The 14,111-nt window shown below is 67.1% G+C and carries 12 protein-coding genes; 10 read left to right on the top strand and 2 right to left on the bottom strand.

The window, feature by feature from the left end; genetic code table 11:
- Nucleotides 1-41: 41 nt before the first annotated feature.
- Nucleotides 42-1,844: an ExeM/NucH family extracellular endonuclease gene (locus DIE22_RS00905; protein ID WP_124604111.1), complete on the bottom strand. Its 1,803-nt coding sequence runs from the start codon at nt 1,842-1,844 to the stop codon at nt 42-44.
- A 207-nt stretch (nt 1,845-2,051) separates the two neighbouring features.
- Between DIE22_RS00905 and DIE22_RS00900 the strand changes: the two genes are divergently transcribed.
- The 8 genes from DIE22_RS00900 to DIE22_RS00855 all read left to right on the top strand — a co-directional run bounded on the left by DIE22_RS00900 (nt 2,052) and on the right by DIE22_RS00855 (nt 9,148).
- Entirely contained in the window at nt 2,052-2,405 is a 354-nt protein-coding gene (locus DIE22_RS00900; protein WP_124495679.1) for a YciI family protein, read from the top strand.
- A 125-nt stretch (nt 2,406-2,530) separates the two neighbouring features.
- Complete coding sequence (locus DIE22_RS00895; protein WP_124495677.1) at nt 2,531-2,953, top strand: YciI family protein; 423 nt, start codon at nt 2,531-2,533, stop codon at nt 2,951-2,953.
- Nucleotides 2,954-2,991: 38 nt separating this feature from the next.
- Nucleotides 2,992-3,408, top strand: coding sequence for a VOC family protein (locus tag DIE22_RS00890; protein ID WP_124495675.1), 417 nt, complete (start codon nt 2,992-2,994; stop codon nt 3,406-3,408).
- The gene (locus DIE22_RS00885; protein WP_124604109.1) at nt 3,405-4,673 is read left to right on the top strand and encodes an RNA polymerase sigma factor; all 1,269 of its coding nucleotides are present in this window, start codon (nt 3,405-3,407) and stop codon (nt 4,671-4,673) included. Before DIE22_RS00890 ends, DIE22_RS00885 begins: the two co-directional genes overlap by 4 nt.
- 316 nt (nt 4,674-4,989) lie before the next feature.
- Nucleotides 4,990-5,412 (top strand): rubrerythrin family protein, encoded by a 423-nt coding sequence (locus DIE22_RS00875; protein ID WP_124495671.1) that lies wholly within the window; start codon nt 4,990-4,992, stop codon nt 5,410-5,412.
- 121 nt (nt 5,413-5,533) lie between these two features.
- Entirely contained in the window at nt 5,534-6,871 is a 1,338-nt protein-coding gene (locus DIE22_RS00870) for a heterodisulfide reductase-related iron-sulfur binding cluster (RefSeq protein WP_124495669.1), read from the top strand.
- Nucleotides 6,872-6,915: 44 nt separating this feature from the next.
- Nucleotides 6,916-7,497: a DUF3501 family protein gene (locus DIE22_RS00865; protein ID WP_124604107.1), complete on the top strand. Its 582-nt coding sequence runs from the start codon at nt 6,916-6,918 to the stop codon at nt 7,495-7,497.
- A 709-nt stretch (nt 7,498-8,206) separates the two neighbouring features.
- Nucleotides 8,207-9,148: a transposase gene (locus DIE22_RS00855; protein WP_124604105.1), complete on the top strand. Its 942-nt coding sequence runs from the start codon at nt 8,207-8,209 to the stop codon at nt 9,146-9,148.
- Nucleotides 9,149-9,271: 123 nt separating this feature from the next.
- On the opposite strand, the gene DIE22_RS00850 is transcribed toward DIE22_RS00855, so the two are convergent.
- Nucleotides 9,272-10,798 carry a mannose-1-phosphate guanylyltransferase/mannose-6-phosphate isomerase gene (locus DIE22_RS00850; RefSeq protein WP_124604103.1) on the bottom strand — a complete coding sequence of 509 codons (1,527 nt, stop codon included), beginning with the start codon at nt 10,796-10,798 and terminating at the stop codon, nt 9,272-9,274.
- A 438-nt stretch (nt 10,799-11,236) separates the two neighbouring features.
- Here DIE22_RS00850 and DIE22_RS00845 point away from each other — a divergent pair, with 438 nt between their 5' ends.
- Nucleotides 11,237-12,610 (top strand): undecaprenyl-phosphate glucose phosphotransferase, encoded by a 1,374-nt coding sequence (locus DIE22_RS00845; protein ID WP_124495661.1) that lies wholly within the window; start codon nt 11,237-11,239, stop codon nt 12,608-12,610.
- 67 nt (nt 12,611-12,677) lie between these two features.
- On the top strand, nt 12,678-14,090 hold the full coding sequence (locus tag DIE22_RS00840) for a UDP-glucose/GDP-mannose dehydrogenase family protein (RefSeq protein WP_124604101.1): 1,413 nt from the start codon (nt 12,678-12,680) through the stop codon (nt 14,088-14,090).
- The last annotated feature ends 21 nt before the right edge of the window (nt 14,091-14,111 follow it).

The following is a 14,111-nucleotide window of genomic DNA, read 5'->3' as shown; positions in this document are numbered from 1 at the left end:
TCGCCATTTCTTCATCGAGCAGGGTTTGTGCCCGCGGCCGGTCAGGTGGCGCCTTCCTCCAGCGCAAGGTCGATGACGACGGGATCATGATCCGACGAACGGTATGCATCGGGTGCGTAATAGGCAGCCTGTTGCGCCGGGGTTTTGTAATCGGGCACGGATTGCAGTGCAATCGGCTCATCGGCGTTGATGTGCCAGGCATGCACGGCCTTCACACGGGCGGCGAGCGGCGACGTGGCGAGTGCGTGGTCGAGGTTGCCTGCTTCGCCGCGAAATACGTAGCTGTAGCCGGCATTGCCGACGAAGCGGGCGACGAGGTTGGTGTAGCCGCGCGATTCGAGCGTGCGCAGCGGGTCTTCCTTCGCGTAGCTGTTCAGGTCGCCGATCAGCAGCACGCCGTCGGCTGCGGCACCGGTCGGCGACGTGGCGAGCCAGGCCGCGACGCGTTCGGCCGCCCGCGTGCGCGTCGCATTCCAGCAGCCCTGGCCGTCCGACTGGTCGAGATCCGGGCCGGTGGCGTGCGGACAGTTCTTCGACTTCAGGTGGTTGACCGCGACCGTGAACGCGCGGGTGCCGCCCATGCGACGGAACGTCTGCGCGAGCGGCGGGCGATTCCGGCCGCCGAGCACGACGGTCGCGGCACGCCCGACGGGCTCGATCGTCCGGCTGTCATACAGCAGCGCGACCGCGATCGCATCGCGGCCGAGCCGTGCGGTGCCGGGGTCGACCACGCGCCAGCCGCCGCCGAGCCGGGCCGCGAGCCGCTGCACGGCGCTCGCGGGGCCGTGGCCGTTGTTCGCGATTTCCATCAGGCCGATCACGTCGGCGCGCAACGCACGCAGCGCGGCCACGATCTTCGCTTCCTGCCGCGCGAAGGCGGCGGGTGTCTTCGCGCCGCGGTTGGCTGGATCGTCGAAGCCGCTGCCCGTGCCGTCGCCGTTGAAGTAGTTGAATACGTTGAACGACGCGACCCGCACGTCGGCTTGCGGATGCCGTGCCGGCGCATCGGTTCGCGGATTCGACGCCGCGTCGAAGACCGGCACCGCGGACGGTACGGGCTGCAGTCGCCACGTGCCGTAGCGCTTTTCGAGCACGCCTTCGATGCCGCGCACCGTGTAGCCCGCACGCAGCGTGTTGGCGGCGCTCAGCGCAGGCGGCGGATAGCGGGCGGTTGCGGGGTTCACGCGGGGCGAACCGTCGTCGAGCACGATGCGGTTGCGGGCATTGGCCGCCGCCTGCGCGGCGGCTTCGGCCGGCGGCACCACGTGAGTCGGCATGTACAGGCGGCCATGGCTGAGCACGATGCTGCCGTAGCGGCCGAGCGCGTAGGTATCGCTGACCGTCAGCGTTTGTGGAAAGCGCACCCGCATGCCTTCATGCGCGGCGAATACGGACTCGCTGTCGACCGGCAGCATCAGCGCTGCCGGCGTGACGGTCTGTCCGCGCGCGCAGACGGCCACGCGGCCCGACAGCGCGAGCTGCGTCCGGCCGTACTTCTGCTCGATCCTGCCGGTGATGTGCACGCGCTCGCCCGGGCGGGCGCGCGCATTCGGCGCATGGACGAACAGGCCTTCCGGGACGCCCGGCCGGTGCCGTCGCTGCGCGTCCGCCTGCTGGACGAAGAAACCGCCGAAGCCGTCGGTGCCGCCGAATGATGCGGTGACGACTGCTTCGATCGACGTGGTGTGCCCGGCCAGCGGCGACCGGCCGCCGCGGTGCCGGATGTCGGCGATCGGCGTGGCGGCGCCGCCGCAGCCCGCGCTGACCGGCAGCGCGGCGGCGGCGGGCGCGGCGGAAAGGGCGAGCGAGGCGGCAAGCGCGAGCGGCGGCAGCAGGCGTGACATGGCGCGGTCCACAGGAAGAAAATTCGAAGGTTCGGGAAAGCATCTTGACGGCAAAATCGCGTGCGGCGACCAAAATGGCCATCAGGCCAGTGCCGAATGGCCAACGATGACGGCAGGGCCGGCCGGGGCTGTTACGCTTCGCACCTGACGTGTCATTCCGGCCCGCGATTCGAATGCTTGCGTGCACGGCCCCTACAGGAGATCTCCATGTCCTACATGCTGTTGATTGTCGAACCGACCGGCCAGCGCGCCGAACGCACGCTCGAAGACGGGCAGGCGCTTTATGCACGGATGGTCGATTTCGCCGAGACGCTGAAGGCGCGCGGCGTGCTGCGCGGCGTCGAGTCGCTGGAGCGCTCGGAACGCGCGACGCGCGTGCAGGTGCGCGACGGGGAGACGCGCCTCGTCGACGGCCCGTTCGCCGAGGCGAAGGAAATGGTCGGCGGCTTCTTCATCGTCGACGTCGCCACGCGCGACGAAGCGATCGAGATCGCGCGCCAGTGCCCGGCTGCGCAATGGTGCACGGTCGAAGTGCGGGCGGTCGGCCCGTGCTTCCAGTGACGGCGGCACCCTGGTATTTACCCTGATTCATCGCGCGGCACGTCGATCCGGCAGCCTGCCGCCCGTCGTCCGGATAAGGCGCGGATGAACGGGCGCCCCTTTCCACCGACGACAAGGAGTGAACGATGCGATTCATGATCATGATCCGGGCGAATGCCGTCAGCGAATCCGACGCTTTGCCCGACAACCGGCTGGTCGAGGCGATGACGGTCTATCACGAGGAGCTGGCCAGGGCCGGCGTGCTGCTCGATGCGAACGGCCTGCGGCCGAGCGCGCGCGGCTGGCGCGTGCGGTACACCGGCGGCAAGGGCACGGTGGTCGACGGCCCGTTCGCGGAGACGAAGGAACTGATCGCCGGCTATACGCTGATCCAGGTGCGCTCGCGCGACGAGGCGCTCGAATGGACGCGCCGGTTCCCCGCGCCGTTCGGCGCGGAGATGGACTGCGAGATCGAGGTGCGCCCGCTGTTCGAGCTCGACGACCTCACGCCCAGCGACGCGGTCGAACGGTTCCGCGAACTCCACGTCGGGCGCAACAACGCCGCCTGAATGCCCGCCTGAATCCAACCCCACCGGGAGCACCCGTCATGCACAAGATGGTTTTCATCAACCTGCCCGTAGCCGACCTGCCGCGCGCGAAGACGTTCTACCAGGCGCTCGGCTTCGAGGTCGTGCCGGCCTATACCAACGATCAGGCCGCCTGCCTGAAGATCAGCGACACGATCTTCGCGATGCTGCTCGTGCGGCCGTTCTTCCAGACCTTCACCGACAAGACGATCGTCGATCCGGCGACGCACGTGCAGGTGTTGTCGTGCCTGTCGTGCGAAAGCCCTGCCGAAGTCGACGAAGTCGTCGCGAAGGCGCGTGCGGCCGGCGGCACCACGCCGCGTCCGCCGATGGAATACCCGGGCATGTACGGCCACAGCTTCGCCGATCCGGACGGCCACGCATGGGAGCTGATGTACGTGGCGCAGGACGCGTCCGCGCAGGGGCACGCGTCGTGACGCGTGAGGCGACTCACCGTGCGATCGAAGCGGTCTGGCGAATCGAGGCGCCGAAGATCATTGCCCGCGCCGCGCGCGTGGTGCGCGACGTCGGCGTGGCCGAGGAACTCGCGCAGGACACGCTCGTCGCGGCGCTCGAGCACTGGCCCGTCGACGGCGTGCCCGACAACCCGGCTGCGTGGCTGATGACGGCCGTGAAGCGGCGCGCGCTCGACCGGGTCAGGCAGGAGTCGCTGCACGCGGCGAAGCGCGACCAGCTCGGGCATGAAATGGACGCGCTCGAGGCGCACGTCGTTCCCGACATCGCGGAGGTGCTCGCCGATGCGCGCGACGACGATATCGGCGACGACCTGCTGCGGCTGATCTTCACGTCGTGCCATCCGGTGCTGTCGACCGATGCGCGCGTCGCGCTGACGTTGCGGCTGCTCGGCGGGCTGACCACGAGCGAGATCGCGCGTGCGTTCCTGTCGCCCGAGCCGACGATCGCGCAGCGCATCGTGCGCGCGAAGCGCACGCTTGCGGCGGCGCGCGTGCCGTTCGAGGTGCCGTCCGCCGGCGCGCGGCCCGCGCGGCTCGCGTCGGTGCTCGAGGTGATCTACCTGGTGTTCAACGAAGGCCATGCGGCAACCGCCGGCGACGACTGGACGCGCCCGGCGTTGTGCGACGAGGCGCTGCGTCTCGGCCGCGTGCTGGCCGGGCTCGTGCCGGACGAAAGCGAAGTGCTCGGGCTCGTCGCGCTGATGGAACTGCAGGCGTCGCGCATGCATGCGCGGACCGATGCGCAGGGGCGCCCCGTGCTGCTGCTCGACCAGGACCGCAGCCGCTGGGATCCGCTGCTGATCCGGCGCGGTCTCGCGGCGCTCGATCGGGCAACGCAGCTTGGCGGCGTGCGCGGCCCGTATGCGCTGCAGGCCGCGCTGGCGGCGTGCCATGCACGCGCGCGGCAGGCGGCGGAAACGGACTGGGCGCAGATCGTCGCGCTGTACGACGCGCTCGCCGAAGTCGCGCCGTCGCCGGTCGTCGAGCTGAACCGCGCGGTGGCGGTGGGGATGGCGTTCGGGCCTGCCGCGGCGCTGGAGATCGTCGACGTGCTGCGCGACGATCCGGCGCTCGCGCGCTATCACTGGTTGCCGAGCGTGCGCGGCGACCTGCTCGCGAAGCTCGGCCGCGCCGACGAGGCGAAGGCCGAATTCCGCCGCGCGGCGGAGTTGACCCGCAACGAGCGCGAAAGGGAATTGCTGCTGAAGCGCGCGACAGACGCGTGACGTGTAACAAGCGACGCCGGTGCGCATGCACCGGGCGTCGCGCCGACCGCCGACCGCCGACCGCCGACCGCCGACCGCCGACCGCCGACCGCCGACCGCCGACCGCCGAACCCGCCGGCGACCCATTCCGACCCGTCAACCGTTCCCCGTTCCCGTCCGCCGCTATCGCCCGGATTGAAAAAGCCTATTGGGGGATGCGAACGCCAGCGCCTAGATTGAAAAGCACGACGCGTGCACGTCTGGCGTACGCATCGTTCCCCACATACATCATCGGCCGGCTTCGCACGCGGTCGCGCCGACTCGTACGGAGGCGCAAATGGCTCAACTCAAGGGCAGCAAGACCGAAGAGAACCTGAAGGCCGCGTTCGCGGGCGAATCGCAAGCGAACCGGCGCTATCTGTATTTCGCTTCGAAGGCGGACGTCGAAGGCCAGAACGACGTCGCCGCGCTGTTCCGCTCGACCGCCGAAGGCGAAACCGGCCATGCGCACGGCCACCTCGAATACCTCGAAGCAGTCGGCGATCCGGCGACGGGTTTGCCGTTCGGCCCGTCGCGGCTGAACCTCGAATCGGCGATCGCCGGCGAGACGCACGAATACACCGACATGTATCCGGGCATGGCGAAGACGGCACGCGACGAAGGTTTCGACGAAATCGCGAACTGGTTCGAGACGCTCGCGAAGGCCGAACGCAGCCACGCGAACCGCTATACGAAGGCGCTGGACGCACTCGTCGACTGACGCGGGCGCCGCAAGGCCGCACGGCCGGCCGGGCATTGCCCGCGGCCGGCCGTCTGTTGATCGCTGCCCGCATCGTGCGGGCGGCGCGCCCGCGCGCATGCGCGCCACGCTGGAGCGCCCCATGCCCCACAAGGAAGGCAGTCTCGAAGCCCCGACCCGGCATCCGCTCGACTGGCAGTCCGAAGCGTTCTACGACCAGGCCGCGATCGATGCGGAAATGACGCGCGTGTTCGACATCTGCGCCGGGTGCCGCCGCTGCGTATCGCTGTGCGGCGCGTTTCCGAGGCTGTTCGATCTCGTCGACGAAACGCCGACGGGCGATATCGAGGAGGTGCCGAAGGAGGCATTCGGCAAGGTCGTCGACCAGTGCTACCTGTGCGACCTCTGCTACATGACGAAGTGCCCGTACGTGCCGCCGCACGCATGGAACGTCGATTTCCCGCACCTGATGCTGCGTGCGAAGGCCGCGCGCTACCAGCGCGGCGAAGCGCCGCTGCGCGACAAGGTGCTGTCGAACACCGACGCGCTCGGCCATTTCGCGGGCATCCCGATCGTCACGCAGACGGTGAACGCGGTGAACCGCACGCCGCCCGCGCGCCACGCGCTCGAGGCGGCGCTCGGCGTCGATCGCAACGCATGGCTGCCGGAGTTTGCGCCGCGCAAGTTCCGGCGCGCAGCGAAACGCTCGGACGGCCCGCCGGTACGCGACGGCGAACGCACGCCCGGCAAGGTCGCGATCTACGCGACGTGCTACGTGAACTTCAACGAGCCGGGCATCGGCCACGACCTGCTCGCGATCCTCGCGCACAACGAGATCCCGTACGAGCTCGTCACGCGCGAAGCCTGCTGCGGGATGCCGCTGCTCGAGCAGGGCAATCTCGCGGGCGTCGCCGCGAAGAAGGCCGTGAACGTGCCGGTGCTGGAGCGCTATGCGCGCGAAGGCTATGCGCTGATCGGCGCGATCCCGAGCTGCGTGCTGATGTACAAGAGCGAACTGCCGCTGATGTTCCCCGGCGACGAAGCCGTGCGCGCGGTGGCCGACGCATTCTGGGATCCGTTCGAATACGTGATCGCGCGGCATCGCGACGGTTTGCTGAAGACCGATTTCAAGCAGGGCCTCGGCACCGTGTCGTATCACGTGCCGTGCCATGCGCGCGTGCAGAACATCGGCCGCAAGACGGCCGACGCGCTGTCGCTCGTGCCCGATACGCGCGTCAACGTCGTCGAGCGCTGTTCGGGGCACGCGGGCACGTTCGGCGTGAAGAAGGCGTTCCATGCGGACGCGATGCGGATCGGCGCGCCCGTGTTCAAGGCGATGGCCGAGCCGAAGCCCGATTTCGTGTCGTCGGACTGCGCGCTCGCCGGCCATCACATCGTGCAGGGCATCGACGACAAGGGGCTGCCCTCCGCACCGCTCGCGCATCCGCTGACGCTGCTGCGCCGTGCGTACGGCATCTGAGACGGCCGCCCGGCGAACACACCGACGACATCCGAGGACATCCCATGACGCTGACCCGCGACTCGCTGCTGACGCTCGAAGCGTACGCGAAGATCCGCAGGACCGAACACGCGCGGCTCGTCGCGTACAAGCGCCGCCGCGCGGTGGCGCTCGGCAACCATCTGCGCCTCCTGTTCGAGGACGAGACCACGATCCGCTACCAGATCCAGGAGATGCTGCACATCGAGAAGATCTTCGACGAGGCGGGCATCGAAGGCGAACTGGAAGCCTATCTGCCGCTCGTGCCCGACGGCTCGAATCTGAAGGCGACGCTGCAGATCGAATACGAGCACGAGGCCGAACGGCGGGCGGCACTCGCGCGACTGATCGGCGTCGAGGATCGTGTGTACCTGCAGGTCGACGGGCATCCTGACTTGTATGCGATCGCCGACGAGGATCTCGATCGCGACAACGCGGAGAAGACCTCGGCCGTGCATTTCGTGCGCTTCGAATTGAGCGGGGCGATGCGCACGGCGCTCAAGGACGGCGCGACGCTGTCGATCGGCTGCGACCATCCGGCCTATACGGTGCCGCCGCAACGCGTGGACGCGGACGTGGCCGCGTCGCTGGCCGGCGATCTGCGCTGACGCACGGCCGCGCGTGGCCGTGCGCATCGCCTGTTCGGCACGTCGTTCCAACCCGAATCACGCTCATCCGGCCGACCGTTTCCCGAGGATGTAACAGACGGGCTGCGCTTGCATGCCGGGAAACAATGTGCATTGCACGTCAGATCGCTTTCATCGTTCGCAGAGAAACAATAAAAAGATTGTGCACGGAGAAAATTCAGTCCATTGGAATTTGAATGATTTACCGATCCGTGAATATCTTGTTACGAAATTTTCCCTGATTTACCGATTTTAGGCGGCAATTCCCGCAATTGTTGCCGTCAAGGGTCGGAACACATCGGGAGGCCCGCCGGCCGGGGCGCGGTCGCACCCCGCAGAGCCCCGCCAGACGGGGCTTCCCGGCGTCGCGCATAACGATCGCGTAAAAAAATTCAAGCGTAAATAGATCACGCATCCATGGCAGGTTGTTTCAGTGCGTAACATTAAGTCATTGTCATATTGAGATAAACCCTGAGGATGGTATGCTTCGTGCACAAAAATTCCCACATTGGAGTGAGACCGTGATTTGTGCGCCATTGCCGGGAATGGCGGCACCGCGAAAGTGCGGTGCCGCGCCGGCATGCACAACAATCGGATAACCATAATGTGCAACCGGGGCGCCCCGTGACGCGATGCGTGACGACGGCGCCGACAATCGCAGCCCCGGCCTGGCTGCGTGGAGAAATCAACTATGTTCTTCGATGAGCTTAACGATGAAGAGTGGTTTCGTCTTTCAACGCTGATCGCGGATGAACCCATCCGGCTGAACCGTCGAGGCCGTCCGCGCGCCGAACCGCGCGTCGTCGCCAACGCGGTTCTCTGGATCCTGACGACCGGTGAAGCGTGGTCCAAACTGCCCGGGCGCTATCCGTCCGGGCCGACGTGCCGCCGCCGCTACGAAGAGTGGCTCGCGAACGGCACGCTGCTGCAGATGATCGACGTGCTGACCCAGTTCAGCGGGCGCACGTTCGCGTATGTTCCGCCGCCGCCGGTGCCGGTCGCGCCGGCATGCCGTGCGGAGCCCGTGCCCGACAACGATCGTCTGCGCGGCGTGTTCTGGCAGAACCCCGAGTCGTGGCAACTGCCGGTCGCGCAGGCAAACGTTTGGGAGGGCGAGGGCGCGACGCTGACCGCGATGTCGAACGCCGGCGCGGACGCGTCGTCCGGTTCGTCGTTCGCGGTACCCGGCGCGCAGCCCGCGGGGCTGCGCCACGGGCGTCCGTCCGCCGCGAGCTTCGCCGCGGCCGAACCGCAAGTCGACGAGTATCGCGGCTACACGGTCTACGGCAGCGCACAGCCGGTGCAGAACCTGATGTACCGCGCGTGGGCCGAGATCATGCAGGACGACCGGCGCGTCGAGCGCTCGGGCCTGATCGGCCCGCGCTTCACCGACGCGGAAGAAGCGGAGCAGTACGCGCTCGACTGGGCGCGCCAGTGGATCGATCGTCATGGTGCGAGCGACGAGCCGGTGCGTGCGCCGCAAAGCGAAGTGCTGGCCGGCCTGTCCGCGCTGGCGCGTGCCGAGTCGGACATCAAGCGCTTCATCGCCGAGCGTCGCGCGGGTGCGCTGTCCGAGGGCCGCAACGACCCGGTGCAGTCGGATCGCCGCGAGTATGCGTACCGCGTAGGTTGATCGTCATCTGAACGAAAACGCGCGGGTCGTCGTGTGTCACGGCGCCCGCGCGTTATTCCTTGTCTCCCCCATGCCCGTGATGCCGGGCGCGCCGTCGAGACGGCGCGCCCGGCATGCGCTGCGTCACTGGCGTCCGTAGGTGTCGTCGAAGCGGACGATGTCGTCCTCGCCGAGATACGCGCCCGATTGCACTTCGATCAGCTCGAGCGGCATCTTGCCCGGGTTCTCGAGACGGTGCGACACGCCGAGCGGGATGTACGTCGATTCGTTTTCGGACAGCAGGAAGGTTTCGTCGCCGCGCGTGATGCGCGCGGTGCCGCGCACGACGATCCAGTGTTCGGCGCGGTGGTGGTGCATCTGCAGCGACAGTCGCGCGCCCGGCTTCACGACGATGCGCTTCACCTGGAAGCGCTCGCCCATGTCGACCGAATCGTAATGACCCCACGGGCGGTGGACCTTGCGGTGATCGGTCGCCTCCGCACCGCGCTCGGCCTTGATGCGTCCCACGATCTTCTTCACGTCCTGCACGCAGGACTTGTCGGCGACGAGCACGGCGTCGGGCGTTTCGACGACGACGAGATTCTGCGTGCCGACGCACGCGACGAGCCGGCTTTCCGAATGCGCGAAGGTCGATTCGGCGTTCTCGAACAGCACGCGGCCGCGGCCGACGTTATCGGCATCGTCCTTCGGCAGGATCTGCCAGATCGCGTCCCACGAGCCGACGTCCGACCAGCCCGCATCGAGCGGCACGACGACGCTTTCGCACAGCTGCGACAGGTTCGCGAGCGGCTCCATCACCGCGTAGTCGATCGAGTTCGACGGCGACGCGGCGAACGCGTCGCGATCGACGCGGAAGAAGTCGCCGTCTTCCTTGCCGCGTGCGACGGCCTGCTCGCAGGCCGTGTAGATTTCGGGTTCGAGCTGGCGGATCGCGTTCAGCCACACCGACGCGCGCACGATGAAGATCCCGCTGTTCCACCAGTATTCGCCGGACGCGACGTACTGCTGCGCGAGCTCGAGATGCGGCTTCTCGACGAAGCGGTCGAGGCGGCGCACGTCGAGGCTGCCGGTGGCGGCGTCGCCGAGCGGCGCGCCGACGCGGATGTAGCCGTAGCCCGTTTCGGCGCGGCCCGGCACGATGCCCATCGTCGCGATCTTGCCCTGGGCCGCGCAGTGCACGCCGGCCGCGACCGCCGCATGAAAGCGCGGCTGGTCGGCCACCGCGTGGTCGGCCGGCATCACGGTCATCACGGCGTCGCCGCCGCGGGCGACGATCCGCAGCGCGGCGAGCGTCAGCGCGGGCGCGGTGTCGCGGCCGAGCGGCTCGAGCATGATCGATGCACGCTTGCCGGTCAGGCGCAGTTGTTCGGCGGTCGTGAAGCGGTGATCCTCGCCGCACACGATCAGCACGTCGTCGTTCAGCGGATGACCGGTCGTGAGGCCGTCGAGCCGCAACGCGGTGGATTGCAGCAGCGAATGATCGCCGAGCAGGCCGATCAGCTGCTTCGGATAGTGTTCGCGCGACATCGGCCACAAACGCGTGCCCGAACCGCCGGCAAGGATCACCGGCTGCACCGCGACGCGCACACTGGCGTCGGTTGCGGCGGAAGAAGAAGGGCGCGTATCGGCTGCCACGGCCGGAGCATTCATGATGACACTCTCCTCGATTGAAGTCAGTGCCTGTTTGTAGCATGAAGTAAATCGACAATAAAACCGGACGCCTTGCACGATATTCGTCGCGCACTTCGTCGCGCACGTATCCGGGAAAATTTTCCGCGATAGCATCGGATGCAAACAAAAAAATAAAAAATAATTCGGGCAATCGGGCTGACGTCCCGTCCTGCAAGGGGCTGGCGGGAACCGTAAAGTCTTCGAAAAAATCCCGATTCGCGCTCGTTTCGGGAAAACGTGCCGATTTAATTCAAGAATTTCGCGGCAAGAATTTCCGATTATTTTTCGAAATACTTGTGCGCTTGAGGAGAGATTTTCTTGTCGCTTCAATAGCGTCATGCAACGTTTGAATCGAATGTGCGGCACGGGCGGCACAAGGAGCTGTTCGACAAACGCCTGTTCAAAGAGGAAGCGAACATGTTGAGCGTGCTGGCGAGAGTCATCGATATCGCGATGGTCGTGTTGGGGGCGTTGATCGCCGCCACGCTGCACGGCGGCAGCATCTGGCTCAACGACCTGCAGCGCACGACGGTATTGTTCGACTGCCTGCTGGTCGTGGTGTTCTTTCCGGCGATCGGCATCTATCAGTCGTGGCGAGGCAAGCGTCTCGTCGGGCTGGTGGGGCGCGTGGCGTTCGCGTGGCTGGTGGTCGAGCTCGCGGGCATCCTGATGAGCTTCAGCTTTCACCAGTCGGGCGACCTGTCGCGGCTGTGGCTGGGTTACTGGGCGCTTGTGACGATGGCGCTGCTCGTCGGCTCGAAGGCCTGCGTGCACGTCGTGCTGCGACAGCTGCGGCGCGGCGGCTACAACCTGAAGGCGGTCGCGATCGTCGGCGGCACGCCGGCCGCGCGGCGGCTGATCGCGCAGATGCGGGCACGTCCGGAAGCGGGCTTCAACCCGGTATGCGTGTACGACGAAAGCGAAGTGCCGGGCGAGGTCGCGCTCGACGACGTGCGCATCGAGCGGCAGTTCGAATCGCTGGTGTGGCTGGTGCGCAGCCGCGCGATCAGCGAGCTGTGGCTCACGCTGCCGATCACGGAGGAGCGCCGGATTCACCAGATCGTGACGGTGTTCCGCCACGACTTCGTGAATATCCGTTTCATTCCGGACGTGCGCACGCTGTCGTTCTTCAACCAGGAAGTGGTCGAGGTGCTCGGCGTGCCGGCGATCAACCTCGCGGCGTCGCCGATCACCGACGTGCGGATCCTGCCGAAGTTCGTGTTCGACCGGCTGTTCGCGCTGGCGGCGCTCACGGCGCTCGCGCCGGTGATGGTGCTGATCGCCTGCCTGATCAAGTTCACGTCGCGCGGGCCGGTGTTCTTCCGCCAGAAGCGCAAGGGGATCGACGGGCACGAGTTCGAGATCTACAAGTTCCGCTCGATGAAGGTGCATCAGGAAGTCACGGGGCAGGTCACGCAGGCGACGAAGAACGACTCGCGCGTGACGCCGGTCGGCCGCTTCCTGCGCCGCACGAGCCTGGACGAACTGCCGCAGTTCATCAACGTGCTGAAGGGCGAGATGTCGGTCGTCGGCCCGCGGCCTCATGCGCTCGCGCACGACGACATCTACAAGGATCTGGTGAAGGGCTACATGTTCCGCTACCGGATCAAGCCGGGCATCACCGGCTGGGCGCAGATCAACGGCTTTCGCGGCGAGACCGACCAGATCGAGAAGATGATGGGACGCGTGAAGCTCGATCTGTACTACATGCAGAACTGGTCGTTCTGGCTCGACATCAAGATCGTCGTGCTGACGCTCTGGAAAGGCTTCACCGGCAGCAACGCTTACTGACGCGGAACGCGCGCAGACACTCCGGTTTTACGAATTTCGAATCATTGGTCACGAGGTCCGACATATCATGAATCTGACTATCATCGGCAGCGGTTACGTAGGTCTTGTCACCGGCGCCTGTCTCGCCGACATCGGGCACGACGTGTTCTGTCTCGACGTCGATCGGGCGAAGATCGACGTCCTGAACAGCGGCGGCGTGCCGATCCACGAGCCGGGCCTCAAGGAAGTCATCGCGCGCAACCGCGCGGCGGGCCGCCTGCGCTTCTCGACCGACATCGAGGCCGCGGTCGCGCACGGCGACGTGCAGTTCATCGCGGTCGGCACGCCGCCCGACGAGGACGGCTCGGCCGACCTGCAGTACGTGCTCGCGGCGGCGCGCAACATCGGCCGCTACATGAAGGGCTTCAAGGTGATCGTCGACAAGTCGACGGTGCCGGTCGGCACGGCCGAGCGCGTGCGCGCGGCAGTCGCCGAGGAACTCGCGAAGCGCGGCGACGACCAGATGTTCTCGGTCGTGTCGAACCCGGAATTCCTGAAGGAAGGCGCGGCGGTCGACGATTTCACGCGGCCGGACCGCATCGTGATCGGCTGCGACGAAGACGTGCCGGGCGAGCGCGCGCGCGAACTGATGAAGAAGCTCTATGCGCCGTTCAACCGCAACCACGAACGCACGCTGTACATGGACGTGCGCTCGGCCGAATTCACGAAATACGCGGCGAACGCGATGCTCGCGACGCGCATCTCGTTCATGAACGAGCTTGCGAACCTGGCCGACCGCTTCGGCGCGGACATCGAGGCCGTGCGCCGCGGGATCGGCTCCGATCCGCGCATCGGCTATCACTTCCTGTACGCGGGCTGCGGCTACGGCGGCTCGTGCTTCCCGAAGGACGTCGAGGCGCTGATCCGCACCGCCGACGAGCACGGCCAGTCGCTGCAGATCCTGAAGGCCGTGTCGTCGGTCAACGCGGCGCAAAAGCGTGTGCTCGCCGACAAGATCGTCGCGCGCTTCGGCGAGGACCTGACGGGCCGCACGTTCGCGATCTGGGGCCTGGCATTCAAGCCGAACACCGACGACATGCGCGAAGCGCCGAGCCGCGAGCTGATCGCCGAGCTGCTGTCGCGCGGTGCGCGCATCGCCGCGTACGACCCAGTCGCGCAGCAGGAAGCGCGCCGCGTGCTCGCACTCGATCTCGCCGACCACCCGAGCTGGCTCGAACGCCTCACCTTCGCCGACGACGAGGCGCAGGCCGCGCGCGATGCCGACGCACTCGTGATCGTCACTGAATGGAAGGCGTTCAAGAGCCCGGATTTCGCCGCGCTCGGCCGCCAATGGAAGTCGCCGGTGATCTTCGACGGCCGCAACCTGTACGAGCCGGAGACGATGAGCGAGCAGGGCATCGAATACCACCCGATCGGCCGCCCCGGCTCGCGCCAGGCCGTCGCCGCCCGCGTGCCGGGCGCCGCGCGCGCGAACGCCTGACCCGCGCGTCGCCGTTACCCG

The sequence above is a fragment of the Burkholderia sp. Bp9142 genome (assembly GCF_003853415.1).
GTDB lineage: Bacteria > Pseudomonadota > Gammaproteobacteria > Burkholderiales > Burkholderiaceae > Burkholderia.
Note: the sequence above shows the minus strand (reverse complement) of the source record. Positions and strands in the feature narration are given on the sequence as shown.

Coding starts and splice junctions, on each gene's coding strand:
- DIE22_RS00840 (WP_124604101.1), top strand. CDS start 12,678: ATGAATCTGACTATCATCGGCAGCGGTTACGTAGGTCTTGTCACCGGC.
- DIE22_RS00895 (WP_124495677.1), top strand. CDS start 2,531: ATGCGATTCATGATCATGATCCGGGCGAATGCCGTCAGCGAATCCGAC.
- DIE22_RS00875 (WP_124495671.1), top strand. CDS start 4,990: ATGGCTCAACTCAAGGGCAGCAAGACCGAAGAGAACCTGAAGGCCGCG.
- DIE22_RS00905 (WP_124604111.1), bottom strand. CDS start 1,844: ATGTCACGCCTGCTGCCGCCGCTCGCGCTTGCCGCCTCGCTCGCCCTT.
- DIE22_RS00865 (WP_124604107.1), top strand. CDS start 6,916: ATGACGCTGACCCGCGACTCGCTGCTGACGCTCGAAGCGTACGCGAAG.
- DIE22_RS00845 (WP_124495661.1), top strand. CDS start 11,237: ATGTTGAGCGTGCTGGCGAGAGTCATCGATATCGCGATGGTCGTGTTG.
- DIE22_RS00855 (WP_124604105.1), top strand. CDS start 8,207: ATGTTCTTCGATGAGCTTAACGATGAAGAGTGGTTTCGTCTTTCAACG.
- DIE22_RS00850 (WP_124604103.1), bottom strand. CDS start 10,798: ATGAATGCTCCGGCCGTGGCAGCCGATACGCGCCCTTCTTCTTCCGCC.
- DIE22_RS00870 (WP_124495669.1), top strand. CDS start 5,534: ATGCCCCACAAGGAAGGCAGTCTCGAAGCCCCGACCCGGCATCCGCTC.
- DIE22_RS00900 (WP_124495679.1), top strand. CDS start 2,052: ATGTCCTACATGCTGTTGATTGTCGAACCGACCGGCCAGCGCGCCGAA.
- DIE22_RS00890 (WP_124495675.1), top strand. CDS start 2,992: ATGCACAAGATGGTTTTCATCAACCTGCCCGTAGCCGACCTGCCGCGC.